Below are 25,267 nucleotides of genomic sequence, written 5' to 3'. Positions count from 1 at the left end.
ATCGCGGTGCACGTCCCCGGGTGATCCCCGGGAGGTAAGGAGTTCAGCAGTGGAACCGGAACGCGTCGTCGAAACCAATGCAGCGGGTGAGCAACGGGTGGGCCCCGTCAACGCCGCCCTGACACCGCGGTGGGCCGGGCCGGCCACGTTCGCGCGGTTGCCCCGCACGGATCAGGTGGAGCACACGGACATCGCCGTGGTGGGCGTGCCGTTCGACTCGGGCGTCTCCTACCGTTCCGGTGCGCGCTTCGGTCCGAATCACGTGCGCGAGTCCTCCCGGTTGCTGCGCCCCTACAACCCCGCGCAGAACCACTCGCCGTTCGCCCACCTGCAGGTCGCGGACGCCGGGGACATCGTGGGCAACCCGTTCGACATCCCCGAGGCCATCGCGTCCATCGAGACCGCCGCCAAGGAGCTCATGGGGGAGTCCACCAAGGTCGTGGCGATCGGCGGGGACCACACGATCGCGTTGCCGCTCATGCGCGCCGCCCACTCACGGCACGGCACGATCGCGCTGTTGCACTTCGACGCCCACCTGGACACGTGGGACACCTACTTCGGTGCCGAGTACACCCACGGCACTCCGTTCCGCCGGGCGTTCGAGGAAGGCATCATCGACACGGACGCCGTGATGCACGTGGGCACCCGCGGGCCCCTCTACGGCACCCAGGACCTGGACGACGACGCCCGCTTCGGTTTCGAGATCGTCTCCTCCGCGGACGTCATGCGCTCCGGCGTGGACGCCGTGGTCGCGGCTCTGCGCGAGCGCGTGGGGGACCGCCCGCTGTACGTCTCCCTGGACATCGACGTCCTGGACCCCGCCCACGCCCCCGGCACCGGCACGCCCGAGGCCGGTGGCATCACGAGCCGCGAGGTCCTCGAGATCCTGCGCGGTCTGCGCGGGCTGGACGTCGTCGCGTGCGACGTCGTGGAGGTCGCCCCCGCCTACGACCACGCCGAACTGACCGGGATCGCCGCGGCCCACGTGGTCTACGAGCTGATCTCGCTCATCAGCCTGGGCGCCGGCGCGTCCGCGGACGGCCCCGCCTATGGCATTTCGGGTGCCCGTTACGGGGGCCAGCGATGAGCGCGTTCGCGTCCCGCGCGGGGGAGTTCCGGCCCTCCCCGGTGCGCGCGGTGTTCGAGACGGCCATGGACCCCTCGGTGGTGTCCCTGGCCGGGGGCAACCCGGATCTGTCCGTGCTGCCGGGCGGGACCGTGGGGGATCTGGCCGCGCAGCTGATCCGTGAGCGCGCCGGTGAGATCCTGCAGTACGGTTCCGGCGCGGGGACCGCGGGCCTGCGCGAACTGAGCGTGCGGCTCATGGCGCGGGGCGGGTCCACGGTCACGGAGGCGGACGTCCTGCCGACCACCGGGTCCCAGGCCGGGCTGGACCTCGTGACCAAGCTGTTCTGCGATCCCGGGGACGTGATCCTGGCCGAGGGCCCCACCTACGTGGGTGCGCTGGGCGTGTTCGGCGCGTACGAGGTGGACGTGCGTCACGTCCCGGTGGACGAGCACGGCATGGACCCGAGCGCCGTCGCCGACGCGTTGGACGACGCCGCGGCGCAGGGTGAGCGCGTCCCGTTCGTGTACGTGATCCCCAGTTTCCAGAACCCCACGGGCGTGACCATGCCGGTGGAGCGGCGGCGCGAACTGGTGCGGGTGTGCGCCGATCGGGACGTGATGATCACCGAGGACGATCCCTACGCTCTGCTGTCCTTCGACCACGCGCAGCCACTGGCCTCGATGCATGGGATGGACCCGGAGCACGTGATCCACCTGGGCAGCTTCTCCAAGATCTTCGCTCCGGGGCTGCGGATCGGCTGGATCGCGGCTCCCCCGGAGGTCAGGGGCCGGTTGCAGATCGCCGCGGAGTCCGTGGTGATCCACCCGTCCAACCTGGCACAGTCCCTCGTCACGGCGTGGGTGGGTTCCGAGCACTGGGAGCCCGCGCTCGACGACGCTGTGACGCTGTATCGCGAGCGCTGGGAAGCCATGGACGCGGCGTTGACCGAGTTCATGCCGTCCTCGGCGCGGTGGACCACGCCCACGGGCGGGTTCTTCACGTGGGTCACGGCGGACGAGTTGGCAGGCAAGGACGTCCTCGCGGAGGCGATCGCCCATGGGGTGGTGCTGGTACCGGGCTCGGCGTGTTACATGGACGGCCGGGACTCGGACGCGGTGCGGCTCGCGTTCTCCGGTGTTGCTCCCGCGCGGATCCGGGAGGGCGTCAAGCGGTTCGCACAGGTGCTGCGGGACCTATGACGCCGTCGTGCTCGCACCGCGGTGCTTGCGCCGGAGGCCGAGCGCCGTCGACGCGGACCGGCGACGGGACGTACTCGAGCATCCCGTGGTCGGTGGGCGCGGCTAGGGTCGCGGGGGAGAGATGGGCGTCCTGCGCAGTCCGGAGAATGCGCGCATCCAACAGGGCCCGCGCGGTGCGTTCGAGGGACACCCGTGCGTGGCCCGCAGTCCCCGTGGCGAGCAGCGCGCAGGCCGCGGCGGCCATGCCGTAGCCCGCGGTGTGGTCCAGGGCCTGGACCGGTAGGGCCCCGGGGCGCCACCTCCCGCGCTGGTCCCGCGCACCGTAGTGATGGGCGATCCCCGTGGCGGCCTGGACGATGCTGTCGAATCCACGCTGCCCGCCCCGGGGGCCGGAAGGCTCCCACGCGCTGAGTTCCACGTGGACCAGGTGGGGGAAGCGGTCGCGGATGCTCGCGGCGGCGAGACCGAGATCGGTCAGGGAGCCGGGCCGGTACCCCGTGAGCAGGACGTCCGCGGCGTCCAGGGCGTCGGCCAGATCCTCCGCCCGCGCGGGATTCGCCAGATCCCACGACACGCAGCGCACCCCCGAATCGGTGTCCAGGTGCTGGCCGAGCAGTTCGGGCAGGGCGGGCGGGTCGATGCGCAGCACGTCCGCGCCCAGGGCTGCCAGGAACTTGGTGGCCGTGGGGCCCGCGATCACCCGGGTCAGGGAGACCACGCGTACGCCCGCCAGGGGAGTGAGCGACGCCGTCCTCCGCGGTGCCGCGAACGGGCCCTTCGCGGAACTGGACGGACAGCCTGCGGAATCGGATGAACGGGTCGACGCGCCGGAACCGGCACGGTCGAACACTCGGACGGGGATGTCCGCCGGGGTGAGCTCGAGCCACGGCCCCGGCTCGGACGCCGCATCTGCGCGCCATTCCTGCTCCGTGGCCACGCGAGCGGCAATGCCGCTTTCGGCGACGATCCGGGACTCGGCCTGCTCCCCGGTGAGCTGGGCGAGGGCGGGTGCGAGGGCGTCGTCGTGCGTGATGTCCAGGGCGCGGAACAAACGCTCGCGGTGGTGCGGGTAATTGGCGTGCGTGCGCAGCCAGCCGTCCGACACGGGGAAGAAACCGGAACACGGGGCGAAGCCGGGCAGGGACTGCCCGTCGAGGCGGAGGTGGGAGACCGAGCCGAACGCCGCGATGACCTCCGGCAGCCGCGCCGTGATGACGCTGTCCCGATGGCCCATGGTGCGGGCGAGCTGCTGGGCGCCCGCCACTGCCAGCCCCACCCCCGAAACCGCCAGCCGCTGGACGTCCAACGGCCCGGACCAGTACCGACCACTACCGTGCACCGCGGTCGCCGCGTGCTCACTCGCGCGCGGGAGCAGCCCGTCGAGGGCCGAAAGGATCTCCTGCATGCCGCTGCCTCCCGGGGCCGGAACCGTGGGCCACGATTCAAGCACACGGGCGCGCTCCGCGGGGTTCACGCGGGAGGAGGCCGTACCGCGCATGCTTAGGATTGTGAGTCATGGACTCCTCGCACGCTCCGGCCGCCGACGACCGCCGAGCCCGCATGCTGCGCAGCGCCGCGCGACTGCGTGCGGTGCTGCGCCAAGGGGTGTACTTCCTACGCAGCATGGAGGGGGCGCGGGAGCTCACGAGTCAGCAGATCAGCTTGTTGACCATGCTCAAACCGGGCGGTGCCCGCATGACGAGCATCGCCTCGAACCTCGGGGTGCGCACACCCACGGCCACGCAGAGCGTGGACCGGCTGAGCAAGGCCGGACTCGTACAACGCGATCCGGACCCCACCGATGCGCGGGCCGTCCTGGTGTCGCTGACCCCGCAGGGGGAAGAGGTGCTCGCGCGTGAGGATCAGCACCGCAGTGAACGGGTCGCGGATGTGCTGTCCGAATTGAGTGCCGAGGAACTCGACCTCCTGGACGCCGCACTGCCGGTGTTGGCCAAGCTCGCGCGGGCCCAGGAGTCGAGCGGGGACTGACCCGGGTCAGAGGGTCTCGGTGACGTCGTCCTCGGGGAAACGGGGACCGCGCTCGTAGGCGGGGGCCACGGGGTGCCCCAGGTTCACGACCACGATCGAGCGCTTGCCCGTCCCGGCGAAGAACTCCCGGTCCACGGCCTCGGCGTCGAAACCGGTCATGGGCCCGGCGGCCAGACCCGCGGCGCGCGCGGCCACAATGAAGTAGCCCACCTGGATGTGGGAGTTGGCCTTGCCGCTGGTCAGGCGCAGATCATCGTTGTTGTCGTACATGCCCTGCAGCTGCGGGGCGGCGGGGAGGAACTCGGGGAAGCGGGTGTGCCAGTTCTCGTCGTAGGCCAGGATCGCGGTCAGCGGGGCCTTGCGGGTCTTCTCCTGGTTGCTGCCGCTCATGTGCTGGACCAGGCGCTCGCGGGCCTCGGGGGTCTCCAGCCACGTGATGCGCAGGGGCTGGGAGTTGAACGCGGTGGGGCCCATCTTGGTGATCTCGTAGATGGCGCGCTTCTCGTCCTCGGTCACGGGCTCGTCCGTGAAGTGGTTTGCGGTGCGGGCGTCGAAAAACAGACGGTCGGCATCCTCCTCGGTGATCGCGAGGGCCAAATGTTCAGCGGTCATGACGGTCATGGCACGTCCTTTCTACGGCGTCGGACACCCGGTTCATCGGGCGTCCGCAATAATTTCTTCAGAAACTATACGTGCTGTGCCATGGCACCGTAAACCGAATGTCGGCAAGCTCACGTGGGCGGTAACTTGTTCGGGTGACTACAGCTTTCCTGCCCGGTGTCCTCACGGGCCTGGCCCTCATCGTGGCCATCGGGGCCCAGAACGCCTTCGTACTGCGACAGGGCATCCGCCGCCAACACCTGGGCGTCGTGGTGGCGATCTGCATCGCCTCGGACGTGGTGCTGATCGCCCTGGGAACCGCCGGCATCGGGTTCCTGATCGAACGCGCGCCCTGGTTGCTGGACATCTTCCGCTGGGCCGGGGTCCTCTACCTCGTGGGATTCGCCGTGCTCTCGTTCAAGTCGGCGCTGAAACCCCAGACCCTCGAGGCGGCTCAGGAGGGCGGTGGCTCACTGCGCACCGCGGTGCTCACCACCCTGGCCCTCACGTGGCTGAACCCCCACGTGTACCTGGACACCGTGCTCATGCTCGGGAACCTGGCCAATCAGCACGGTGACCACCGTTGGATCTTCGCCGCCGGTGCCATGACCGGTTCCGTGATCTGGTTCTCCGCGCTGGGCTGGGGTGCGCGCGCCCTGTCCCACGTGCTCAACACCCCGCTGACCTGGCGGATCGTGGACGTGGGCGTGGGGCTGGTCATGCTGTTCATCGCCGTCAAGCTCGCGTTCATGCCAGGGGTCTGAGCCCTCATTGACGCGTGTGCTGGAATGGTGCCATGACGCCCACGTCCTCCTACACCAGCAGCGGAACCGGGCGTAGGTCCCAGGAGTTCACCCCGGCCTCGGCACTGCGCGGTTTCCTGGAGCACTCCGGCCGCCGGGCCGCGGAGTTGAGTCCCGGCTACGAGCACGTCTGGGAGTGCGTGGCCCGCGTGACCGGCCCCGGGGACGGGCTGCAACAGGGGCTCGTGATGGCCGCGGCGGAGTCCTATCCGGCCCGGCCCACCCGTTCGGTCCTCAACGCGGTGGCGGCCGCCTTCGAGTTGCTCCGCGCGTCCCTCGAGCTCCGCGACGGCGTGCAGACGACACCCGGCGGCGCAACGCCCAGTGACCTCTCGCCCAACAGCGCGACCATGGCGCGCTCGGCCCACACCGATGCCGCCGGTGAGGCAGACGACGCCCTCGCGAGCGACCTCGCGCTGTCCGGCGCCTACCGGATGATCGCGACGTCCCACGCCCCGGAGTCCCGCCTGCTCAAGCTCCTGGACATCCTGGACCACGCCGCGTTCCACGCCGCCGCCGGGGATCGGATGGCCGCTGAACATGCCCGGCGCGCGGGTGCGGTCTCCCGCCAGGAGGTCCTCGACGCCCTGCGGATCGGCAGCGCTGTCCCGTGCTTCGAAGCACCGCTGCGCGCCGGAGCGGTGCTCGGCGGCGCCCCGACCGCGCAGGTCACGGCCCTCGCGCAGGCCGGCCGCGCGCTCGGCGTCGCCCACGCACTCGCCGGGGAGTTGAGCGCGTGCACGGGCTCGGAGGACGACGACGCCCCTGCCCGGTTCCTGACCTCCGGTCGCCGCACCGTACTGGGGTGCCTCGTGGAGTCCGGCCCGCACGGCCCCGCGTGGCGGGCGCTCCGGGAACGCTGCGCGCAGCGAACCGCTTCGCCCGACGACGTTGCCCAGGCCCGCGATTTGCTGTCCCGCTCCGGAGCGGACGCGGCCGTGGCGCGGATGGTCGAGATCGCCGTCGAGCGGGCGCGGGACGCCATGACGGCCGGGGACCTCCCCGCGTCCCTCACTGAACGACTCACGGGCTGGGCGGAGCGAGAGCTGATCCGTTGAGGTCGGCGCGGCCCAAACCGTCCCGCACGCACGACGACGGCGCGCGGACCGAGGTCCACGCGCCGTCGTCAGGAGAGCGGGGTGCCAGCAGTAGGGCACCCCGCGCAGGGAACATCAGATCCGCGCCAGCGCCCCCGCGGGGTTCTCGATGCAGTCGGCGACGAAGCGGATGAAGCCGCCCGCTGCGCCGCCGTCGCACACGCGGTGGTCGAAAGCGATCGACAGGGTCGCGACCTTGCGCACCGCGAGTTCACCGTTGACCACCCACGGCTTGTCGATGATCCGACCGATCCCCAGGATCGCGACCTCCGGGTGGTTGATGATGGGCGTGGCCCCGTCCGTGCCGAACACCCCGTAGTTGTTCAGCGTGAACGTGGAACCACTCAGCTGCGCGGGGGAGGCCTTGCCGGAGCGAGCGACGTCGATGACCTCCCGCATGGCCCCCGTGAGCTCCACGGCGCTGAGCCGGTCCGCGTTGCGCAGGTTGGGCACCATGAGCCCGCGCTCGGACTCCACGGCGAGCCCCAGGTTGATGCCCTGGAACCGGGTGATCGTGCGGGATCCGTCCGGCGCGGTGTCCATGCGCGCGTTCAACTGCGGGAACCGCTGCAGCCCGGCCAACGTGAACCGCGCGATCAGCGCGAGCAGGCTGGGTGTGGTCTGCGGGTCCGCGGCCTTGAGCTCGGCGCGCAAGCGCAGCAGCTCGGTGGCGTCCACGTCCACCCACACGGTGGCCTCGGGGATCTCGCCTCGCGAGCGCGTCATGGCGTCCGCAATGGTCTTGCGCACACCCTTGACGGGCTCCCGGACGGCCACGCCCAACCCCGTGCGGGGGTCCACGTCCTGACCCGTCCCACCGAGCTCCGGCGAGGACGACGGCGCCGCGGGCGGCTTCGGAGCCCCGGCCAGGCCCGCAGGTCCACCCTGAGCCCCCGGTCCACCCGGTGCCGGGGGCGGCGGAACGGGTGCACCGGTCGTGAGACCCGGGGCCGCGGGACCGGCCGTGGCCAGACCCGTGGGAGCCGGCCCGGCGGCGTCGGCCCGGGAACGCTGGTCCTCGACCTGGTCCAGCGCAACGAGGACGTCGCGGCGCATGATGAGACCGCCCGGGCCGGTGCCCGCGAGCGCGGTGATGTCCACGCCGTGTTCGCGCGCGAGCTTGCGCACGAGTGGCGAGACGACCGTGGGGGCCATCCGGGGTGCCGCGGTCAGCGCGTCGTGCGTGTGGGCAGCCGCGCCCGTGGGGGCAGCGCCGTCCGGAGCGGCAGGACCGCCGCGCTTGCGCCGCCGCCGCCGGGAGGACCCCGCGGCGGACGTCCCGTAACCGATCAACACGTTGCCGGAGGACTCGTCCTCGCCGGCCTCGGGGTCGGCCTCGTCCACGGAGAGCTCGGCCGACGGGCGGGTGCCCGCGAGCTCCTCCTCGCGGTACCCGGCCCCGTGGGTGGGCTCGGGAGCGTCGTCGTCGGATCCGGAACCCGCGGCGGACTCCGGGGCCTCGATGCCGTCGGAGACGGAGATCAGCGGTTGGCCCACCAGCAGCGTGTCGCCCTCGGCGCCGTGGAGCGTGTGCACCACGCCCTCGAACGGGGTGGGTACCTCCACGGCCGACTTGGCGGTCTCCACCTCCACGATCGGCTGGTCCATGGTGACGGTGTCACCCTCGGCCACGAGCCAGCGGAGGATGTCCGCCTCGGTGAGCCCTTCGCCCAGGTCGGGCAGGTTGAACACATTGATGCTCACGGGTCAGTCCTCCCATTGCAGGTCGTCCAGGGCATCCAGGATGCGCTCGGAGCTCGGGATGTGGTGGTGCTCGAAGGACGGCGAGGGGTAGGGGATGTCGAATCCCGTGACCCGCAGCACCGGCGCGGCGAGCGAGTGGAAGCAGCGTTCCTGGGTGCGCGCGGCGATCTCCGAGGCCACGGACGCGAAGCCCTGGGCCTCGGCCACGACCACGGCGCGCCCGGTCTTGCGCACCGAGGCGGCCACGGTCTCGTCGTCGTAGGGGACCACGGAGCCCAGGTCCACGACCTCCACGGACATCCCGTCCCGGGCGGCTTCCTCGGCTGCGGCCAGGCACGCGGGCACGGACGGCCCGTAGCTGATCAGGGTCGCGTCACTGCCTTCGCGGGCGACGACGGCGCGGCCCTCCCGGCGCGGCAGCGTCCCGTTCTCGTACTGCGAGCGCAGCTCCTCGAGGTCCACCTGCGCGGTGGACCAGTACAGCCGCTTGGGCTCGAAGAACACCACGGGGTCCGGCGAGTCGATCGCCTCACGCAGCATCACGTAGGCGTCCGTCACGGACGCCGGGGTGAAGACCTTCAGCCCCGGGGTGTGCGCGTAGTAGGACTCGGAGGAGTCGCAGTGGTGTTCCACACCGCCCACGCCACCGCCGTAGGGGATGCGGATGACCAGGGGCATGGGCAGCTTGCCGCGGGTCCGGTTGTGCATCTTGGCCACGTGGGAGGCCACCTGCTCGAACGCGGGGTACGCGAACGCGTCGAACTGCATCTCCGCGACCGGGCGCATGCCGTTCATGGCCATGCCCACCGCGGTGCCGATGATCCCCGACTCCGCGAGCGGGGTGTCGAAGCAGCGCTCGCGGCCGAAGCGCGCGGTCAACCCGTCCGTGATGCGGAAGACCCCGCCCAGGGTCCCCACGTCCTCACCGAAGACCACGACCTCCCGGGACGCCTCCATGGCGTCCGCGAGTGCGGTGTTCAGCGCCTTGGCGAAACTGACTTTCGAAACGCTCATCACGCCTCCTCTCGGGAGAGCTCGTCGGCCAGCTGAGCGGCCTGTTCGCGCAACTGGGTCGTGGGTTCGTGGTAGACGAAGCGGAACAGGTCCTGGGGATCCAGTTCCGGCTTGGAGGCCATGGCCTCGCGCAGCCGCTTGGCCATGGCCTCGGCGTGCTCCGAGATCCGTTGGGACGCGGCGTCGTCCAGGACGCCCTGGTCGGAGAGGTAGCGCTGCATGCGGGTGATCGGGTCCTTGGCCACCCACTCCCTGACCTCGTCGCGCTGGCGGTAACGGGTGTCGTCGTCCGCGTTGGTGTGCGCTTGCATGCGGTAGGTCATGGCCTCCACGAGCAGCGGACCACCGCCCTGGCGGCACAGCTCCACGCCGCGGCCCAGGACGGAGAGCAGCGCCGCGAGGTCGTTGCCGTCCACGCGCTCACTGGCCATCCCGTAGCCCACACCCTTGTGGGCCAGGGACGGCGCGCGCGTCTGCGAGGACAGCGGCACGGAGATTGCGTACCCGTTGTTCTGCACCAGGAACAGGACGGGCAGCTGGAAGACGGCCGCGAAGTTCAGGGCCTCGTGGAAGTCCCCCTCCGACGTCGCCCCGTCACCGCACATGGCCAACGTCACCGTGTTCTCGCCGCGCAGCTTGGCGGCGTGGGCCACGCCCACGGCGTGCAGCAGCTGCGTGGTCAGCGGAGTGGCCTGGACGGAGACCTTGTGCTTGCGGGGGTCGTAGCCGCCGTGCCAGTCCCCGCGGTAGGTGCTCATGACCTCCAGCGGATCCACACCGCGGGACATCACGGCCACGGAGTCACGGTAGGTGGGGAACAACCAATCGTCGTCCTCGAGGCACAGGGCAGCCGCCACCTGGCAGGCCTCCTGGCCGTGGCTGGACGGGTAGACCGCCATGCGGCCCTGTCGCACGAGCGCCATGTTCTGGTCGTTGATGCGCCGGCCCACCACGAGCTTCTCGTAGGCGTCCAGCAGGCGGGGGTTCTCCGGCATGGGGTACTCGTGGCCGGGCTCCTGACCCTGCTCGGACTCCGGGACCGCGCTGCCGTCGGGGTTCAGCAGCCGGATCTCGCTGCTCGCGGGCAGCATGTACTGCTCGGGGGTGATCCCGAAGTTTTTGGAGGCCTCCACCGCCGGATTCACGGACGGGGTGTGCTCCTCGGCGGCGGATTCGCCACCGGCGGGGGTGGGCTCGCTCATGGTGCGTCCCTTTCTTCTCTGTGTGGAACTCGGTGGTGCCCGGCACCTCGTTCCGCGGCAGCTCGCAGCGAAGGGCGGGGTGGACACATCGTCCGCACAGTATGAAAAATTCGGCCGCCTCGTCTCCACACCGGGGGAAATTCGTGGACGAACGGTGATTCTGGGACGCTCTCATGGACAATATGCTTGGTAGTGACGTGCGTCATGCTGCTTCGTCTACCGCGTCGCGTCCGGTGACGACGGCGCTCGGCGCGGCGTCGTCGTCACCCCCGAAGCGCGCGGGCCGTCGCGAAGGGGCGTGAGGCCCATGGTCATGGCGCGCGAGGCCCATGACGAGAGACCGCGGGGCACGATGACAGAGAAGGAGTACCGGATGGCGGAGCGGGAGCGCCCCGAACTGGACGACACGGATCGGCGGATCCTGGAGGAACTCTCGGCGGACGCACGGCAATCGGTGACCGCGCTCGCGGCCAAGGTCCACATCTCCCGCGCGCACGCCTACGAGCGCATCCGCAGGCTGCACGAACAGGGCGTGGTGCTGCGCTACACCGCGGTGATCGATCCCGCGCGGGCGGGGCTCGAGGCCTCGGCATACGTGACAGTGCGGTTGAAGCAGAACACGTGGCCGTCCCTGTGCGTGAAGCTGCGCAAGATCCCCCAGGTGCAGCACATCGCACTGGTGGGTGGCACGTTCGACGTCATGCTCCTCGTGCGCGCCCGGGGCACGGCGGAACTGCGGGAGGTGATCTTCGACCGCATCCAACCCATGCCGGAGGTCGTGGACACGCAGACGTTCCTGATCTTCGAGGACGTGGACGTCCGCGGGTGACGGAGCCCTGCCCGTGAGTGGCGTCGGATGCTCGGCATACGATCGACATGGATGGGGTGGCCGCCGCGGTCATCCACGGATCGTTCACGGTTGGGAGTTCGCATGACTGAGACCGCACGGCTCGCCCTGGTCACGGGAGCCACGGGATACATTGGCGGCCAGGTGGCCCAGGAACTGTTGCAGCGGGGGTGGCGGGTGCGCCTGCTCAGCCGCAGTGCGGAGAAGGTGCGCGGCCTCCCCTGGGGGGACGCTGTCGTCCCCGATGGGCAGAGCGCCGAACCCGGCCGCGCGGAAGTGGTGGAGGGGGACGCCTCGGACGCGAGCGACGTCGCCCGCGCCCTGAAGGACGTGGACGTCGCGTGGTACCTGCTGCACTCCATGGGCGACTCCGAGAACTTCGTACAGGAAGAAGTGGAGATGGCGGAGACGTTCGCGCGGGCCGCCCACGACGCCCACGTGCAGCGGATCGTCTACCTGGGGGGACTGCACCCCACGGACGAACCGGTCGAGCAACTGTCCGATCACCTGCGTTCGCGCGTGGAGGTGGGGCAGGCGCTCATGGACTCCGGGGTGCCCACTGCGGCGCTGCAGACGGGTGTGGTGATCGGGGACGAGTCCTCGTCCTTCATCATGATCCGTCACCTCTCCGAGCGACTGCCGGGTGCAATCGCCCCCAAGTGGGTGCGCAACCGGATCCAGCCGATCGCCGTGGCGGATGTGGTGCACTACCTCGCGGGGGCGGCGGACCTGCCGTCGGACGTGAACCGCACGTTCGACGTGGGCGGTCCGGACGCCATCGAGTACGCGGACATGCTGGACCAGTACGCCCGGGCTGTGGGCAAGGGCGGGCGGTTCATGCTCACCGCGCCCGTGACCACCGCCGAGCTCGCGGCGTACTGGATCGGGCTGGCGACCCCCATCAGCTCCCGGCTCGCGCGGCCTCTGATCGGTAGCCTCCAGCACGACACCGTGCTGCACGAACGGGACCTGGACGATTACATCGGTGCCCCGGAGGGCGGGCACACGTCCTTCGCCGACGCGGTGCGCGCCGCCGTGAAGAACGAGGACCTCGGCCGGTGGCGCCGGGTCTTCCTGACCACCGCGGGGGCCGTGGCGGCCACGGCGGTGGCCGGTTCCCTGGCGACCGACCCCGGTTCGCGGTGGTACCGCACACTGCGCAAGCCCCGGTTCCAGCCCCCGGCCTGGCTGTTCCCCGTGGCATGGACGGCGCTGTACGCGGACATCGCCGCGGTGGGCGCGCTGTCCATCGCGGATCTCGGGGAGAAGAAGCAGGAGAAGGAGAAGCGCGCCTACATCGCCGCGCTCGGGACCAACCTGGTGCTCAACGCCGGGTGGAGCATCCTGTTCTTCCACCGCAAGCAGCTCACCGCGTCCTCCGTGGAGTCTGTCCTGTTGACACTCAGCAGCGCGGACCTCGTGCGCCGTAGCGCAAAGGTGTCCCCCGAGAAGGGCGCTGTGCTCAGCCCGTACGCGGGCTGGACCGCGTTCGCCGCCGTCCTGACCAACACCCTCCGAGCACTCAATCGGCGCAGGAAGTGATGATGTGAGCGAGTACCGGGTCAGCCCCTACGGGGACGCCACCCAGGCCACGCGCAAGCGCACCGTGTGGGTCGTGATCATCACGGGCCTCCTGGCCGCCGCGGGTCTCGCGTGGTCCCTGCGCATCCCCGCCGGGGACCCGTGGTTCACCCCCGCGACCTTCATCCTCGCGGGGGTATACATCGTGGGCAGTTCGATCGCCGTGCGGATGACGGGGGAGCGCCTGCCCTGGAAGGTTACCCCCAAGGGCTTGCGGGACGCGGTGATCGGAGGTCTGCTGCTGGCGGCGCTTTTCATCGCGGGCGGTTTCATGGTGCGGTTCGTGCCGTTCCTGGCCGGGCCCGTCCACGAACTGCTCAACCACGCCCGCGTGGGGAGCTTGTTCATGGTGGCCCTGACCACCGCGGTCAACGGCGTCGCGGAGGAGACCTACTACCGCGGCGCGCTGTGGCGCGTGCTCCCGCGGGGCCGCCGGATCCTCGTGACCACGATCGCCTATACCGCGGTCACGTCCCTGGCCGGCATCCCCCTGCTTGCGCTCGCTGCCGCCGCACTCGGCGCGTTCGTGGGGTACCTGCGCGAGCGCACGCGTTCCCTGGTCCCCGGGATCGTGACCCACCTGATCTGGTCGCTCACCATGTTGTTCGTGTTGCCGTTCGTGGTGTGACCGGTCCGTCCGGCTCGCGTTCGATCGCCCCCGGTCGTCCCGCGGCTGCGGGACTTCCGGGGGCGATGTCCGGGTCGATGTCCACCCCCTGGTCACGCGCGATCCGCGGGCCGGCGGGGACGTCCGGGTCGTCCAGGAACCCGTAGTGCAGGGTCAACTGGGTGATGTGATCGGACTCCGCACCCGTGCGATCCACCGTGACTGCGTCCTGAGGTGCCATGTGCGGGACGTTGGCGGGAACCGTGCGCGATGAACACCTTCTCGTGGATGACCCTGTTGAACTGGGCATTCTCGCTCAGCGCGAGGGGAGTGGAGACCGTGTTGGGGTGCGCGTAGACCGAGAACGGCGTGGTGGTCAGCAGGAACGTGCCCGTCACGGCCAATCCGTAGACGATCGCCAGTTGTTCGGAACTGCGGAACACCACCAACAGGACGAGCACCCCGAGGAGCAGGGGGTCGGGGATCAGGCGGGGCGCGTGAACGCGAGCCACATGGTGGGGATCACCTGCTGCGCGCCGTGCCCGGAGCCGCCCATGGCCATGTGGTCCGCGAGCTGGCCCGAGTAGCTGGTGAGCAGCATGCGGGCCACGTCCCCGGGGGAGACCAGGAACTCCAGGCGCTGGGTCTGCGCGACCCGCACGAGGGCCTGCTCGATGGCGTGGTAGACCCGCGCGCGGATGGGTGCCATCTGCTGGCGCACCTCGGGGAAGCGGAACGCCGCGAGGGACAGTTCCACGCGCAGGGCCTGCTGGTTCACGTTGGCCACCTGGTCCGTCACGCCCTCGATGATGCGGGTGACCACGTCCTCTACGTCCAGTCCCGAGCCGAGCCAGTGGTCCAGCTCCGTGCCGAGGGTGTCCACGAGCTGGGTGGCGAGGTCCTCGAACGCGAGGATCGCGAGTTCCCGCTTGGACTCGAAGTTGGAGTAGAACGCACCGCGCGTGAAACCGGCGGCCGCGCACAGGTCGCTCACCGAGGCGCCGTCGATCCCCTGCCGCGCGAAGACGGCCGGGGCGCTGCGGATCAGTTTGAGCCGCGTGGCGCTGCGGGAACGCCTGTCCCGCGCGGCCTGCTGTGTGGCAGGGTCATTCGTGACGGGCCGCGTGCCCTCCGAGAGGTCCGCAGCGGGTGCAGCGGGTGCGTCTGTCTGGTTGCTCACGTATCCATCGCCTCGTCTTCACATCTCGATACATCAGTGTATCGTGATCAGGAACCCCCAGACACGTCGTGCATTCCTCGCGCCAGGAGAAACCTGTGACACCCAAACACGCTCCCGCCCACTCCCTCCGGGCCCGACTCGGACGGCCTTTCGGCCAGGTCGGGTTCTGGCTGCTGCCCATGCTCGCGATCATCGCCGTGGGCGTGATCGGCACCGCCCTCTACCTGGGAGGCCTGTCCAGCCCGGACAAGCACTTCAAGGAGTTCCCCATTGCCGTGGTCAACCAGGACAAGGGCGCGGAGGTGCCCCAGGCCGACGGCAAGGCCAGCCAGGAGAACCTGGGCAAGGACCTCGTCCAGAAGTTCGCGGACAAGGCCGCGGAGGAGGACAAGATCGACCTCCGGCAGCTCAGCATCGACGAGGCACGGGAACAGTTGGATCGCGGTGAGCTCTACGCCGCCGTGGTGGTGCCCGAGTCCTTCTCCGAGGACACCGTGAGTCTCATCGAGGGGTCCCTCACCCGGGATAACGCCGCGCGCCCCGAGGTCACGGTCTACACGGACCCGCAGGCCGGTTCCCTGGGCACCCGACTGGCCACGGGGGCGGTCGAGCCCGGCGTGCGCGAGGCCAGCAAGAAGCTCGGCGAGCAGCTCTCGGAATCTGTGGCTCCCGCCGAGGAACAGGCATACAACCAGGTGCTGCAGCAACTTCAGCAGTCCCAGCAGCAACAATCCCAGCAGCTACAGCGCCAAGCCGCGCAGGGCGGCCCCGAGGTCCAGCAGTTCGCGCGGCAGGTGCAGAAGGCCCAGGAGGGCTCCGCGGAGCAGATCGCCCAGAATCTCTCGCCCACGGTCAGTTCCGTGGCCAAGAAGACCCTGGCCGACCCGGTGTCCATGGTCTCCAAGCCGTACAACGACCTCCAGGAGGGTACTGCGCTGGGGATGAGCGCCTTCTACTACTCCATCCTCCTGCTCGTGGTGGGGTTCTCCGGGTCCGTTGCCCTGAACCTGCTCATGGATGCGCGGATGGGCATGGCGCCCTTCGAGATGGGCCCGTTCTTCAAGGACTACGAACGCGCCGTGCTGCCCCGCCCGGTGGGCTTTCTCATGAAGTGGCTGACGTTCGTGGTCGCGGCACTGCCCGCGTCCGCGCTCATGATGTGGGTGGCCTCCGCCGTGGGCATGCCCGTTCCTCACGGGCTGCTCGTGTTCCTGCTCGGGTGGCTCGCGATGTCCACGGTCTCGGCCATCGCCCTGGCCCTGATCTCCGTGGGCGGTAGCGTGGGCATGTTGTTGTGCCTGGCCTACCTCGTCTTCATGGGCCTGCCCTCCGCGGGCGCCGTGGTCCCGTTGGAGGCGGTTCCCGGATTCTTCCGTGCAATCGCCCCGATCGAGCCCTTGCATCACATCTTCACGTCCATCCGCTCCGCGCTGTTCTTCGACGCGATCCCGGAGGCCGGTCTCACCACCGGGGTCATCGGACTGTTCGTCATGCTCGCGCTCGCTCTGCTCGTGGGTGTGCTGGGCGGTTGGGGCTACGACAAGTGGGTGGGTCTGCGCGGCTCTGCCGGCGGCGGCAAACACAGCGCCCGTGCCGCGGCATCCGACAGGGAGAAACCCCTCCCCGAGACTGCGGATAACCCCTCCGTGCCGGACGGCGCCTCCGCCTAGGCTGGAGCCACGACACGACCAGTGAGCCTTCCCGGCTCGGACACCACGGAGATGATATGAGCTACGAACCGCAGCAACCGCGTCCCGACTACCGCTCGCAGGGACCCACGGGCCCCGGCGGGCCCGACCCCCGCGGCCAGCAGTACGCGCAGGGCGGCCCGCACGCCCAGGGTCCCAACGGCTACCGCGCGGGTTCCTCCGGGCCCCGGGACGACGAGCGCACCGTGGCCGTGCTGACCCACCTCGCGGGCCCGATCGCCGCGATCGTCTCCGTGGGCTGGCTCGGCTTCCTGGGCCCGCTCATCGTGTGGTTCGTCTACAAGGACAAGAGCCCGTTCCTGCGGTCGGCCGCCGCGGGCGCGTTCAACTTCAACGTGACCATGTGGCTCGTCAACCTGGTGGGCTGGATCCTGCTGTTCACGGTGATCCTCTCGCCCGTGGGGCTGCTGCTGATCGCCGCGTACTGGGTCCTGCTGCTCGTGTGCCACATCATGGCCGCGGTCAGGGCCGGCCGGGGCGTGGTGTACCGCTATCCCATGCAGCTGCCGATCCTGCGCTGAGCGCGCCGCACCCGCGGAGGGTGAGCCGCTTCTCAACTGCTGAGGCAGCGCGAAGCCGTTAATGGAAATCGAGGCATCGAGAAGCCACTTCGGTCCGTCCGAAGTGGCTTTTCGCTACCCAGAATCTCGGGCATGGTCTGGGGATGCCTCGGACATTGCCGCCGCGCCGTCAGTTGTCCCACAGTTCGCTGGGCAGATTGTTGAACAACCTATAGGCTGCCTTCATTGCACGAATGTGTCCCCGCTCGCGTGACCCCTTGGATGGAAGCATGTCCTCTGTCAGTCCCAGCCCGCAGCCCGGCGAGTCCGTGACCGAGGGCGGGAAAACGCCCCAGCGCACCACCGGGCACCGCAGTGCCCTGTTGGGGGCCATGTTCCTCATGGCCACGAGTGCCATCGGGCCCGGTTTCATCACCCAGACCACCGTCTTCACGGTGCAGTTGGGCGCTGCCTTCGCGTTCGCCATCCTCATCTCGATCCTCGTGGACATCGCCGTGCAGCTGAACGTGTGGCGGGTCATCGGGATCTCGGGTCGCCGGGCGCAGGAACTGGCCGGGAGGGTGTTGCCCGGTGCCGGGGCGGTGCTCGCGGCGCTGGTTTTCCTGGGCGGTGCGGTCTTCAACATCGGCAACATCGCGGGAACCGGTCTGGGCCTTAACGCCATGTTGGGCCTGGATCCCAAGATCGGCGGGGGGATCTCCGCCGCGATCGCCGTGTTGATCTTCCTCTCGAAGCGCGCGGGACTCGCGCTGGACCGCATCGTGGTGCTGTTGGGCGCCGTCATGATCCTGCTCATGCTGTACGTGGCCATCGTGGCGGCTCCGCCCGTGGGGGAGGCGCTGAAGAACACGGTGTTGCCGGAGCGGATCGACGTCCTGGTGATCACCACGCTGATCGGCGGCACGGTGGGCGGGTACATCACGTACTCCGGCGCGCACCGCATGATCGACTCGGGAGTCACCGGTGTGGAGAGCGTCCGGGAGATCACGCGCAGTTCCGTGCTGGGCATCCTGGTCACGTGCGTGATGCGTGTGTTGTTGTTCCTCGCGATCTTCGGTGTGGTGGCAGGCGGGGTCTCCCTCACGAGCGACAACATGGCGGCGGAGGCCTTCGGTGCCGCGGCCGGTGAGATCGGTGTACGGATCTTCGGTGTGGTGCTGTGGGCCGCGGCGCTGACCTCGGTCATCGGGGCCGCGTTCACGTCCATCTCCTTCGTGACCTCGTCCCAGGGCAAGCCGCGCACCCGGAACCTGCTCACCGTGGCCTTCATCGCGGTGTGCGCGGTGGTCTACCTCTTCATGGGCCAGGCACCGCAGACCCTGCTCATCTTCGCCGGTGCGTTCAACGCCCTGATCCTGCCCGTCGGTTTCGCCATCCTGTTGTGGGTCGCATGGCGCCGCAGGGATCTGTTGCACGGCTACCGCTACCCGGTGTGGCTGCTCGTGGTGGGTGTCCTCGCCTGGTTGCTCACGGTGTATCTCGCGTGGAACTCCCTGGCGGGCCTCGCGAAGCTCTGGTCCTGATCCCGCCCACCCGACCCCGTCAGGTCAGGTGCGCGAGGATCTCGTCCCGTGCCGCGGTCAGGGACTCCCTGAGTAGGTGCACGGCCCGGTCACGGTCGCCGGACTCGAGGGATCGCAGCACCTGGGTATTGCGCACCGCGTAGCGCGCGTGGAACTGCGGATCCGTGGACATCGCGTGGAACACCAGCCGCATCCGCGCCGACAACCGATCCATGACCGCGACCAGCTCCGCCGAACCGGACGACGCCACGAGCTCCCGGTGGAAGCCCTGGTTCGCATCCGCCATGGCCATCACGTCCCCGGCATTCCGGGCGGCGAGCGCCGAGGTGGTGAGCGCACTAAGCCGGGACAGCGACTGCGGATCGGGCACATCCCACAGCATGGTGCCCGGCTCCAAGACGCAGCGGGCAGCGTAGAGGTCGCGGACGTCGTCGGCGTCGGGCTGTGCGACGAACACACCCCGGTGCGCGATCCGATCCACGAGACGCTCCGCCGCCAACATGGTGAACGCCTCGCGCAAGGTGTTGCGCGAGACTCCCAGCTCCCGGGCCACGGCCTGTTCCGAGAGTTTCGCTCCCGGGGGCAGTTGGCCGTTCGAGATGCGGGCGCGCAACTGCCGGGCCGCCTGGGCACTCGCCTGGGCGTTCTCGCGCGGCTCGACGGCCGTCACGCGATCTCTCCCAGCGTCTGCCCCTTGCACACGGCGGACCCCTCCGCCAGGTCCGCCCGGGTCAGCGTGCCGGAGCGATGAGCGCGGACGGGCGTCTCCATCTTCATCGCCTCCAGCGTGAGGACGGTGTCGCCCTCGGCCACCTCGGCGCCGTCCTGCGTGGCCCACGTCACGACCGTCCCGTTCATGGGCGCCACCAGGCTCGTTCCTGCCGAGTCCGCATTGGGCGACGACGACGCCCCGGTTTCTGCCCCCGCTCCCGCGGTCTCACCGGACCGCGATTCGGCGCCCCGGGAGGCCGAAGCGGACCCGGAACCTGCCACGGATCCGCCACCCAGGAGGGCGGCGGCAAGGTCTGCGGGCAGGCCCAGTTGATGGGCGCGCCCGTCGATCTCCACCGTGACCGTGGTGCGCTCGCCGGCCCCGGACGCCACGTACGGGAAGGCCTCCAGCTTGCGTGTGAACTCGTCCTCGATCCACGTGGTGTACACCCCCATCCCGTCCGGGGACGTGAACGCGGGCTCCTCCAGGACCGCCCGGTGGAACGGGACCACTGTGGGCACCCCGCGGATCACGAGCTCCCGCAGCGCGGCGCGCGAGCGTACGAGGGCCTGCTGCCGGTCCTCGCCCCACACGATGAGTTTGGCCAGCAGGGAGTCGTACTCGGCGGGCACCACGGACCCGGAACGCACGCCGGTGTCCATGCGCACCCCCGAGCCCGTGGGCGCCTCGAACGCCTCCACCGCGCCGGGAGTGGGGAGGAACCCGAGGGCCGGGTCCTCCGCATTGAGTCGGAACTCGAACGCATGCCCGTTCGGTGACGGGTCCTCGGTGAGGCTCAGCGCCAACCCGTCGGCCACGCGGAACTGTTCCCGCACGAGGTCCACGCCCGCGGTCTGCTCCGTGACGGGGTGTTCCACCTGCAGCCGCGTGTTGACCTCTAGGAAGGAGATCAGCCCGTCCGGGGCCACGAGGTACTCGACCGTGCCCGCCCCGGTGTACCCGGCCTCCCGGCAGATGGCGCGCGCGGATTCATGAATCGTCGTGCGCTGCTCATCGGTCAGGAACGGCGCAGGGGCCTCCTCCACGAGCTTCTGGTTCCGCCGTTGCAGTGAGCAGTCACGCGTGCCCACCACGATCACGGAACCGTGGGCGTCTGCCACGACCTGGGCCTCCACGTGGCGGGGCTTGTCCAGGAAACGCTCCACGAAGCATTCGCCCCGCCCGAACGCCGACGTCGCTTCGCGCACCGCCGCCTCGAACGCCGCGTCGATCTCGTCCATGGTCCTGGCCACGCGCATCCCACGACCACCACCGCCGAAGGCGGCCTTGATGGCGATGGGCAGTCCGTGCTCCTCGGCGAATGACCGGGCCGCAGCGGCGTCGTCCACGGGACCATCCGTGCCGGGAACCAGGGGAGCGCCGGCGCTCACGGCGATGGCCCGGGCGGTGACCTTGTTGCCCAGCTCGCGGATGACCCGGGCGGACGGACCGATCCAGGTGAGGCCGGCGTCCGCCACGGCCTGCGCGAAGTCCGCGTTCTCGGACAGGAACCCGTAGCCCGGGTGCACGGCGTCCGCGCCGGAACGGGAGGCCACGGCGAGCAGACGGTCGATATGCAGGTAGGTGTCCGCGGAGGCGGAACCGGGCAGGGCGTAGGCCTCGTCGGCCATATGCACGTGGAAGGCGTCGGCGTCAGGTTCGGAGTACACGGCCACCGAGGTCAGGCCGGCGTCCGCGCACGCCCGCGCGATCCGCACCGCGATCTCCCCGCGGTTGGCGATCAGGACCTTCTTCATGGTGTGTCTCCTGCGGTGTCGGATGCGGGGTGGGGCGGATCGGTGAACGTGAAGCGGACCGCGCTGCTCGGGGGTAGCTGCGCGGCGAGGGGGAGGTCCTCCGGAAGTACGACCCCGATCACGGGATAGCCGCCCGTCACGGGATGGTCGGCCAGGAAGAGCACGGGAACCCCCGAGTGGGGGACCTGCAGGGAACCGGCCACCACGCCCTCGCTCGCCAGTTCGCACTCGCGGGAACGCTCGAGCGGCGGGCCCTCGGGGGGTTCCTCGAAGCGCACCCCCACGCGGTTGGACTGCTCACTCACGACCCAGTCCCGCGAGGTGAACGTCTCGAGTGCTTCCGGTGTGAACCAATCGTCACGGGGCCCCGGGCTCACCCGCAGGGTGACGGTCTCTCCGGGGGTAGGAAGCGTGACCGCCGGCGGTTCGGGCAACCCCACGGTCCGGCCCGCGGCGGCCTTGAGAACCGGGAGCTCGTCACCGGCGCTCAACGGGTCCGGTCCGATCCCGGAGAGCGCATCCGAGGAGCGGCTCCCCAGCACCTCGGGTACGTCGATCCCACCTCGCACTGCCAGATAGGTGCGCAGGCCTCTATCCGGGGCTCCCAGGGTGAGGCGCTCGCCGTCGTACAGGGCGAACGGAGCGTGGCACGTGACGGCGCGTCCGCCGAGGGGTCCCTCGATCCGGGCCGGAGTGGGCGCGCCACTGAGGGCCAGTACGTGGTGCCCGCGGGCCGTGACCGACAGCCCACCCAGCAGCGTCTCGATCACGGCGGCCTCGGGCGAGTTGCCCACCAGCCGGTTGGCCTGCTCGGCCGACGCGCGGTCCGCCGCGCCGGAGGCCACCACGCCCAGGTCGCCTCGGCCGGGTCTGCCGCGGTCCTGGGGCAGGGACTGCATCCCGGGATCTTCGATCATCAGGGCGTGTTTCCGCTCCCGGCGCGACGCGGGTAGTGCCGTTTTCGAGGACACCGTCACGAGTTCGCGCACCGCCCGGTAGCGCACGGTGTCACCCGGTCGGATCAGGGCGGGCTCCTCCCGGTCCACGTCCCACAGCGGCGCGTCCGTGTGACCGATCAGCTGCCAACCCCCGGGGGAACGCCGGGGGTAGACGGCCGAGAAGCGTCCCGCGAGCGCCACTGACCCGGCCGGCACCGCGGTGCGGGGCGAGTCCCTGCGCGGCACCTCGAGCGGATCGCCGTCGGCCACAAGGTACGCGAATCCCGGCGCGAACCCGCCGAACGCCGCCGTCCAGTCGGCTCCCGTGTGCGCCTCGATCACGCCGCGCTCGCCGAGCCCGGTCAGCTTTCCCACGGCGGCCAAATCTTCGCCGTCGTAGACCACGTCGATTGCCACGTCCTTACCCGCGGCCGGTTCGGTGGAAGCGAGCCGGATGTCGACGACGTCGCTCGCGGCCCTCCGCGCCGCGGCGGGAGTTGTGAAGGTCAGCAATACGGTCTCCGCGGCGGCCAGGACATCGAGCTGACCCGGGTACGGGTGGGCACTCAGGTGGGCATGCAGCCGCATCACGTGCTCGAGCGTTGGGCACTCGATCAGGAAGGCCCGCGTGCCGGCCCAGCGCAGACCCGTCCGCGGCGGGGTGGCCGTGTCGGGTGCTGCCGACGAGGACGTGGCAGGCGCGGTGGCTCGGTCCCGGGGTGCGGTGCGCGGCGCGCCGGATCCGCTCCGCGTCACGTTGGCGGCTCGCGGAGTGGCCGGGGAGGGCACGCCCGTGCCGTCGTGGGCGGCGCCCGGACCGTGCGTCGTCGAGTCGCGGTCGCTCACACGAACGACCGGATCGTGATGCCCGCGCGCTCCAGACCCGCGCGGACCTCGGCGGCCATGGCTGCGGACCCGGGGGTGTCCCCGTGCACGCAAATGCTCTCGGCGGCGAGATGCACCGTGGAGCCGTCCACCGCGGTCAGCGTGCCGTGTTCGGCCAGGCCGATCATGCGCTCGGTGACCTGGGCGGCGTCGTGCAACACAGCGCCTTGCTCGCGGCGGGAGACCAGCGTGCCCTTGGGGGTGTACCCGCGGTCGGCGAATGCCTCGGCCACCCCGCGCAGTCCCGCCCGCTCGGCCTTGTCCAGGGCCACGGAACCGGGCAGCAGCAGCAACGGAAGGTCACCGCCGAACGCCTTGACCGCGTCCACGACCGCCTGCGCGTGTGCCTCGTGGTGGACAATCGTGTTGTACAGCGCCCCGTGGGGTTTGACGTATTCGATGGTCGCGCCGGCCGAGCGCGCCATCGCCTCGAGTGCACCCATTTGGTAGAGCACGTCATCGGCGAGTTCGGTGGGGGAGCAGTCCAGGAACCGTCGGCCAAAACCGGCCAGGTCCCTGTACGCCACGTGGGCGCCCACGGTGACTCCTGCGGCCACCGCGTCCCGGCACGTCTGTGCCATGGTGCCCGGGTCCCCGGCGTGGAACCCGCAGGCCACGTTGGCGGAGGAGACGGAACGGAAGATGGCGGCGTCGTCGCCCATGTGCCAGTTGCCGAACGACTCGCCCACGTCGCTGTTCAGATCGATGACCGTCATGCGTGACCTCCGTCTCAGTGCCGAGTTCCAGAATGCCGCACGCGGGAGGATTGTTCAACAATCTAGTGCGAATGACCCTCGAACTCCTCGGCCTCCAGGACCCGCGGAAGCGTGTTGACGGGGATGAGCACCACGTCGCGAATCTTCCAGTCCAGGGCCAGTAGCTGTTTGCGGGCGGCGTCCAGGCGATCGGGAGTCGCGACGTCCGGGGTGCGGGGAACCACGAATCCCTCGACCTGGAACACCTGACCCTCGTCGCGTACGCGTGCGGCACCCGCGCGCGCCCACTCCAGCTGTCGGAGGAAGGCGTCCACGTCCGCGTTGAGCGGGTGAGGCTTCTTGTTGTCCACGGTGGTGGGACGGGCATCCGCGAGCCCGGCCACGGCGGCGCGGAGGTTCGTGATCCCGTCCCTGAGGATGGACACGGCGATCACGATGGCCGCTACGGCGTCCGCCCACCACCACCCCAGGCCGATCCCGATCACACCCGCGGTGGCCGCGGCGGAGGTCATCCAATCCGCCTTGTTCATGTCCGCGTCCGCGAAGAGCACCTTGTTGTGCAAGGGCGTCGCGAGTTTCAACTTCATGCGCCCCAGGATCACCGGCGGGATGCCCGTGACAACCAGGACCCCGATCATCAACCAGCCGAGCCACACCGTGGTGCCGAACAGCTGGATCCCGCCGATGGACGGGTGCTCCGCCGTGAGGAGTTTGCTGCCCGAGTCGACGATCAGATATGTCCCCATGACCAGCAGCGCGGTGGCCGAGACCAGGTGGGCCATCCCCACGGAGCGGTGATGGCCGAAGGGGTGCTTCGCGGTGGCCGGGCGGCGGGTGATCCGTACGCCGACCAGGAACGCTATGGGCGGGATGAAGGACAACAGGTCCTCGACCCATGCCGTCTTCATGGCCTGTGAGTTCCCCAGCACGAGGAACACGAGGATCACCGTGACCGCGAGGGTCCCGATGGTGAGCCATTCCAGGCGCACGGCCCGGGTGAGCGCTCGGGTGATCTCCGGCGGAAGTTGCTCGTCGTCCACCGGGTGGTGTTGCGCGCTCATGACCTGCCTCCATGGTCGGCGAGGAATGCTTCGAGGTCCATGAGGAATGCGTTCTCCCCGTTGCGTACCGCCATGACGTGTTTCCGGGTGTCGCCGAACTCGTCGGTGGATTCGGCGTAACCGCGGGTGATGCCCACCTCCGTGTCCCACGGGCTGTCCTTCGTGAGCCCACCGATGACCAGGTCCAGGTGGCCGTTCTTCAGCTGCTTGACCAGATCCTCCTCGCCACCGGGAGTCCAGGTGACGTGAGCATTCACGGTCTCGGCGTACTGCCGCACGAGATCCACTTCGGTGCCCGTGGGTGGGTTGGGTCCGAGATCCGTCTCCGGAGGACTGTGCGAGACACCCACACGGAGTTCCCCGCCGGTCACGTGCTCGAGTGTCCCGTGCGGGTCCGCGGGATAGTGACCCGAACACCCGGTCAGCGCAAGAAGCAGGACCAGGAGAGCGATCAGCCGCCCGATGGATAATCTCATAACACCACTGTAGGCCGGAGTGCCGTTCGCCACACCCGGATATTTTCCCTGGAATAAATCTCCGCGGCGGCGCATTA

Annotated in this window: 24 protein-coding genes and 1 pseudogene; 11 read left to right on the top strand and 14 right to left on the bottom strand. The window is 69.9% G+C overall.

Annotation, left to right across the window (positions count from 1 at the left end; translation table 11 throughout):
* Positions 1-49: 49 nt before the first annotated feature.
* Entirely contained in the window at positions 50-1,087 is a 1,038-nt protein-coding gene (speB, locus tag HBK84_RS11530) for an agmatinase (RefSeq protein ID WP_035964397.1), read from the top strand.
* The gene (locus HBK84_RS11525; protein WP_167318953.1) at positions 1,084-2,268 is read left to right on the top strand and encodes a PLP-dependent aminotransferase family protein; all 1,185 of its coding nucleotides are present in this window, start codon (positions 1,084-1,086) and stop codon (positions 2,266-2,268) included. Before speB ends, HBK84_RS11525 begins: the two co-directional genes overlap by 4 nt.
* On the opposite strand, the gene HBK84_RS11520 is transcribed toward HBK84_RS11525, so the two are convergent.
* Positions 2,234-3,766 (bottom strand): CoA transferase, encoded by a 1,533-nt coding sequence (locus tag HBK84_RS11520; RefSeq protein ID WP_167318952.1) that lies wholly within the window; start codon positions 3,764-3,766, stop codon positions 2,234-2,236. The genes HBK84_RS11525 and HBK84_RS11520 overlap by 35 nt on opposite strands.
* A 17-nt stretch (positions 3,767-3,783) precedes the next feature.
* Here HBK84_RS11520 and HBK84_RS11515 point away from each other — a divergent pair, with 17 nt between their 5' ends.
* On the top strand, positions 3,784-4,257 hold the full coding sequence (locus HBK84_RS11515) for a MarR family winged helix-turn-helix transcriptional regulator (RefSeq protein ID WP_064846851.1): 474 nt from the start codon (positions 3,784-3,786) through the stop codon (positions 4,255-4,257).
* A gap of 6 nt (positions 4,258-4,263) precedes the next feature.
* Here the strand turns inward: HBK84_RS11515 and HBK84_RS11510 are convergent, their stop codons facing one another.
* Positions 4,264-4,878 (bottom strand): malonic semialdehyde reductase, encoded by a 615-nt coding sequence (locus tag HBK84_RS11510; RefSeq protein ID WP_167318951.1) that lies wholly within the window; start codon positions 4,876-4,878, stop codon positions 4,264-4,266.
* Positions 4,879-5,012: 134 nt separating this feature from the next.
* Between HBK84_RS11510 and HBK84_RS11505 the strand changes: the two genes are divergently transcribed.
* Both HBK84_RS11505 and HBK84_RS11500 read left to right on the top strand, forming a co-directional pair.
* Entirely contained in the window at positions 5,013-5,621 is a 609-nt protein-coding gene (locus HBK84_RS11505) for a LysE/ArgO family amino acid transporter (protein WP_167318950.1), read from the top strand.
* A gap of 32 nt (positions 5,622-5,653) precedes the next feature.
* Positions 5,654-6,718 (top strand): polyprenyl synthetase family protein, encoded by a 1,065-nt coding sequence (locus HBK84_RS11500; RefSeq protein ID WP_167318949.1) that lies wholly within the window; start codon positions 5,654-5,656, stop codon positions 6,716-6,718.
* Positions 6,719-6,832: 114 nt separating this feature from the next.
* Here the strand turns inward: HBK84_RS11500 and HBK84_RS11495 are convergent, their stop codons facing one another.
* From HBK84_RS11495 to HBK84_RS11485, 3 genes are read right to left on the bottom strand one after another with little or no spacing between them, the layout of a single operon-like run.
* Positions 6,833-8,461 (bottom strand): dihydrolipoamide acetyltransferase family protein, encoded by a 1,629-nt coding sequence (locus HBK84_RS11495; RefSeq protein ID WP_167318948.1) that lies wholly within the window; start codon positions 8,459-8,461, stop codon positions 6,833-6,835.
* Positions 8,462-8,464: 3 nt separating this feature from the next.
* Complete coding sequence (locus tag HBK84_RS11490) at positions 8,465-9,475, bottom strand: alpha-ketoacid dehydrogenase subunit beta (RefSeq protein WP_167318947.1); 1,011 nt, start codon at positions 9,473-9,475, stop codon at positions 8,465-8,467.
* Entirely contained in the window at positions 9,475-10,677 is a 1,203-nt protein-coding gene (locus HBK84_RS11485; RefSeq protein ID WP_167318946.1) for a thiamine pyrophosphate-dependent dehydrogenase E1 component subunit alpha, read from the bottom strand. Before HBK84_RS11485 ends, HBK84_RS11490 begins: the two co-directional genes overlap by 1 nt.
* A gap of 373 nt (positions 10,678-11,050) precedes the next feature.
* On the opposite strand from HBK84_RS11485, the gene HBK84_RS11480 reads away from it, so the two are divergent.
* From HBK84_RS11480 to HBK84_RS11470, 3 genes are all read left to right on the top strand, one after another.
* A complete protein-coding gene (locus HBK84_RS11480) occupies positions 11,051-11,506 on the top strand; it encodes an Lrp/AsnC family transcriptional regulator (RefSeq protein WP_064846879.1) in 456 nt (151 codons plus the stop codon).
* A 102-nt stretch (positions 11,507-11,608) separates the two neighbouring features.
* Complete coding sequence (locus tag HBK84_RS11475) at positions 11,609-13,066, top strand: tryptophan-rich sensory protein (protein ID WP_167318945.1); 1,458 nt, start codon at positions 11,609-11,611, stop codon at positions 13,064-13,066.
* Positions 13,067-13,070: 4 nt separating this feature from the next.
* Positions 13,071-13,733 (top strand): CPBP family intramembrane glutamic endopeptidase, encoded by a 663-nt coding sequence (locus tag HBK84_RS11470; protein ID WP_167318944.1) that lies wholly within the window; start codon positions 13,071-13,073, stop codon positions 13,731-13,733.
* Here HBK84_RS11470 and HBK84_RS12935 read toward each other — a convergent pair.
* The 3 genes and pseudogenes from HBK84_RS12935 to HBK84_RS11460 form a co-directional block, all read right to left on the bottom strand.
* Positions 13,699-13,953, bottom strand: coding sequence for a hypothetical protein (locus HBK84_RS12935; RefSeq protein WP_240919151.1), 255 nt, complete (start codon positions 13,951-13,953; stop codon positions 13,699-13,701). The two genes, HBK84_RS11470 and HBK84_RS12935, sit on opposite strands and share 35 nt — an antisense overlap.
* A gap of 157 nt (positions 13,954-14,110) precedes the next feature.
* Positions 14,111-14,155 (bottom strand): annotated as a pseudogene (locus tag HBK84_RS13165) (hypothetical protein); the annotation flags it as partial.
* 41 nt (positions 14,156-14,196) lie between these two features.
* Entirely contained in the window at positions 14,197-14,892 is a 696-nt protein-coding gene (locus tag HBK84_RS11460; protein ID WP_052160858.1) for a TetR/AcrR family transcriptional regulator, read from the bottom strand.
* A 95-nt stretch (positions 14,893-14,987) separates the two neighbouring features.
* Between HBK84_RS11460 and HBK84_RS11455 the strand changes: the two genes are divergently transcribed.
* The 3 genes from HBK84_RS11455 (at position 14,988) to HBK84_RS11445 (ending at position 18,645) form a co-directional block, all read left to right on the top strand.
* A complete protein-coding gene (locus HBK84_RS11455; protein WP_167318942.1) occupies positions 14,988-16,562 on the top strand; it encodes a DUF3533 domain-containing protein in 1,575 nt (524 codons plus the stop codon).
* Positions 16,563-16,618: 56 nt separating this feature from the next.
* Positions 16,619-17,122: a DUF4870 domain-containing protein gene (locus tag HBK84_RS11450; protein WP_085108480.1), complete on the top strand. Its 504-nt coding sequence runs from the start codon at positions 16,619-16,621 to the stop codon at positions 17,120-17,122.
* 269 nt (positions 17,123-17,391) lie between these two features.
* On the top strand, positions 17,392-18,645 hold the full coding sequence (locus HBK84_RS11445) for an NRAMP family divalent metal transporter (RefSeq protein WP_240918998.1): 1,254 nt from the start codon (positions 17,392-17,394) through the stop codon (positions 18,643-18,645).
* A gap of 19 nt (positions 18,646-18,664) precedes the next feature.
* Here HBK84_RS11445 and HBK84_RS11440 read toward each other — a convergent pair whose 3' ends face one another.
* The 6 genes from HBK84_RS11440 to HBK84_RS11415 all read right to left on the bottom strand — a co-directional run bounded on the left by HBK84_RS11440 (position 18,665) and on the right by HBK84_RS11415 (position 25,190).
* Positions 18,665-19,315, bottom strand: coding sequence for a GntR family transcriptional regulator (locus tag HBK84_RS11440; RefSeq protein WP_167318941.1), 651 nt, complete (start codon positions 19,313-19,315; stop codon positions 18,665-18,667).
* Positions 19,312-21,114, bottom strand: a complete 1,803-nt coding sequence (locus HBK84_RS11435; RefSeq protein WP_167318940.1) for a biotin carboxylase N-terminal domain-containing protein — start codon at positions 21,112-21,114, stop codon at positions 19,312-19,314. The genes HBK84_RS11440 and HBK84_RS11435 overlap by 4 nt, the downstream gene beginning before the upstream one ends.
* On the bottom strand, positions 21,111-22,640 hold the full coding sequence (locus tag HBK84_RS11430; protein WP_240919143.1) for a 5-oxoprolinase/urea amidolyase family protein: 1,530 nt from the start codon (positions 22,638-22,640) through the stop codon (positions 21,111-21,113). Before HBK84_RS11430 ends, HBK84_RS11435 begins: the two co-directional genes overlap by 4 nt.
* Positions 22,641-22,894: 254 nt before the next feature.
* A complete protein-coding gene (locus HBK84_RS11425; RefSeq protein WP_167318939.1) occupies positions 22,895-23,653 on the bottom strand; it encodes a LamB/YcsF family protein in 759 nt (252 codons plus the stop codon).
* 62 nt (positions 23,654-23,715) lie between these two features.
* Positions 23,716-24,714, bottom strand: coding sequence for a cation transporter (locus HBK84_RS11420; protein WP_167318938.1), 999 nt, complete (start codon positions 24,712-24,714; stop codon positions 23,716-23,718).
* Complete coding sequence (locus tag HBK84_RS11415; protein ID WP_144999221.1) at positions 24,711-25,190, bottom strand: transporter substrate-binding domain-containing protein; 480 nt, start codon at positions 25,188-25,190, stop codon at positions 24,711-24,713. The genes HBK84_RS11420 and HBK84_RS11415 overlap by 4 nt, the downstream gene beginning before the upstream one ends.
* Positions 25,191-25,267: the final 77 nt, after the last annotated feature.

Source organism: Kocuria sp. KD4, from assembly GCF_011769905.1.
Taxonomy (GTDB): Bacteria; Actinomycetota; Actinomycetes; order Actinomycetales; family Micrococcaceae; genus Kocuria; species Kocuria marina.
This window is presented reverse-complemented; position numbering and strand designations above follow the sequence as displayed.

Excerpts from the sequence above, each read along its gene's own strand:
- HBK84_RS11420 (WP_167318938.1), bottom strand. The coding sequence starts at position 24,714 with ATGAGCGCGCAACACCACCCGGTGGACGACGAGCAACTTCCGCCGGAG.
- HBK84_RS11415 (WP_144999221.1), bottom strand. The coding sequence starts at position 25,190 with ATGAGATTATCCATCGGGCGGCTGATCGCTCTCCTGGTCCTGCTTCTT.
- HBK84_RS11450 (WP_085108480.1), top strand. The coding sequence starts at position 16,619 with ATGAGCTACGAACCGCAGCAACCGCGTCCCGACTACCGCTCGCAGGGA.
- HBK84_RS11485 (WP_167318946.1), bottom strand. The coding sequence starts at position 10,677 with ATGAGCGAGCCCACCCCCGCCGGTGGCGAATCCGCCGCCGAGGAGCAC.
- HBK84_RS12935 (WP_240919151.1), bottom strand. The coding sequence starts at position 13,953 with ATGGCACCTCAGGACGCAGTCACGGTGGATCGCACGGGTGCGGAGTCC.
- HBK84_RS11490 (WP_167318947.1), bottom strand. The coding sequence starts at position 9,475 with ATGAGCGTTTCGAAAGTCAGTTTCGCCAAGGCGCTGAACACCGCACTC.
- HBK84_RS11515 (WP_064846851.1), top strand. The coding sequence starts at position 3,784 with ATGGACTCCTCGCACGCTCCGGCCGCCGACGACCGCCGAGCCCGCATG.
- HBK84_RS11475 (WP_167318945.1), top strand. The coding sequence starts at position 11,609 with ATGACTGAGACCGCACGGCTCGCCCTGGTCACGGGAGCCACGGGATAC.
- HBK84_RS11525 (WP_167318953.1), top strand. The coding sequence starts at position 1,084 with ATGAGCGCGTTCGCGTCCCGCGCGGGGGAGTTCCGGCCCTCCCCGGTG.
- HBK84_RS11430 (WP_240919143.1), bottom strand. The coding sequence starts at position 22,640 with ATGCGGCTGCATGCCCACCTGAGTGCCCACCCGTACCCGGGTCAGCTC.
- HBK84_RS11520 (WP_167318952.1), bottom strand. The coding sequence starts at position 3,766 with ATGCGCGGTACGGCCTCCTCCCGCGTGAACCCCGCGGAGCGCGCCCGT.
- HBK84_RS11435 (WP_167318940.1), bottom strand. The coding sequence starts at position 21,114 with ATGAAGAAGGTCCTGATCGCCAACCGCGGGGAGATCGCGGTGCGGATC.
- HBK84_RS11480 (WP_064846879.1), top strand. The coding sequence starts at position 11,051 with ATGGCGGAGCGGGAGCGCCCCGAACTGGACGACACGGATCGGCGGATC.
- HBK84_RS11510 (WP_167318951.1), bottom strand. The coding sequence starts at position 4,878 with ATGACCGTCATGACCGCTGAACATTTGGCCCTCGCGATCACCGAGGAG.
- HBK84_RS11500 (WP_167318949.1), top strand. The coding sequence starts at position 5,654 with ATGACGCCCACGTCCTCCTACACCAGCAGCGGAACCGGGCGTAGGTCC.
- HBK84_RS11425 (WP_167318939.1), bottom strand. The coding sequence starts at position 23,653 with ATGACGGTCATCGATCTGAACAGCGACGTGGGCGAGTCGTTCGGCAAC.
- HBK84_RS11445 (WP_240918998.1), top strand. The coding sequence starts at position 17,392 with ATGTCCTCTGTCAGTCCCAGCCCGCAGCCCGGCGAGTCCGTGACCGAG.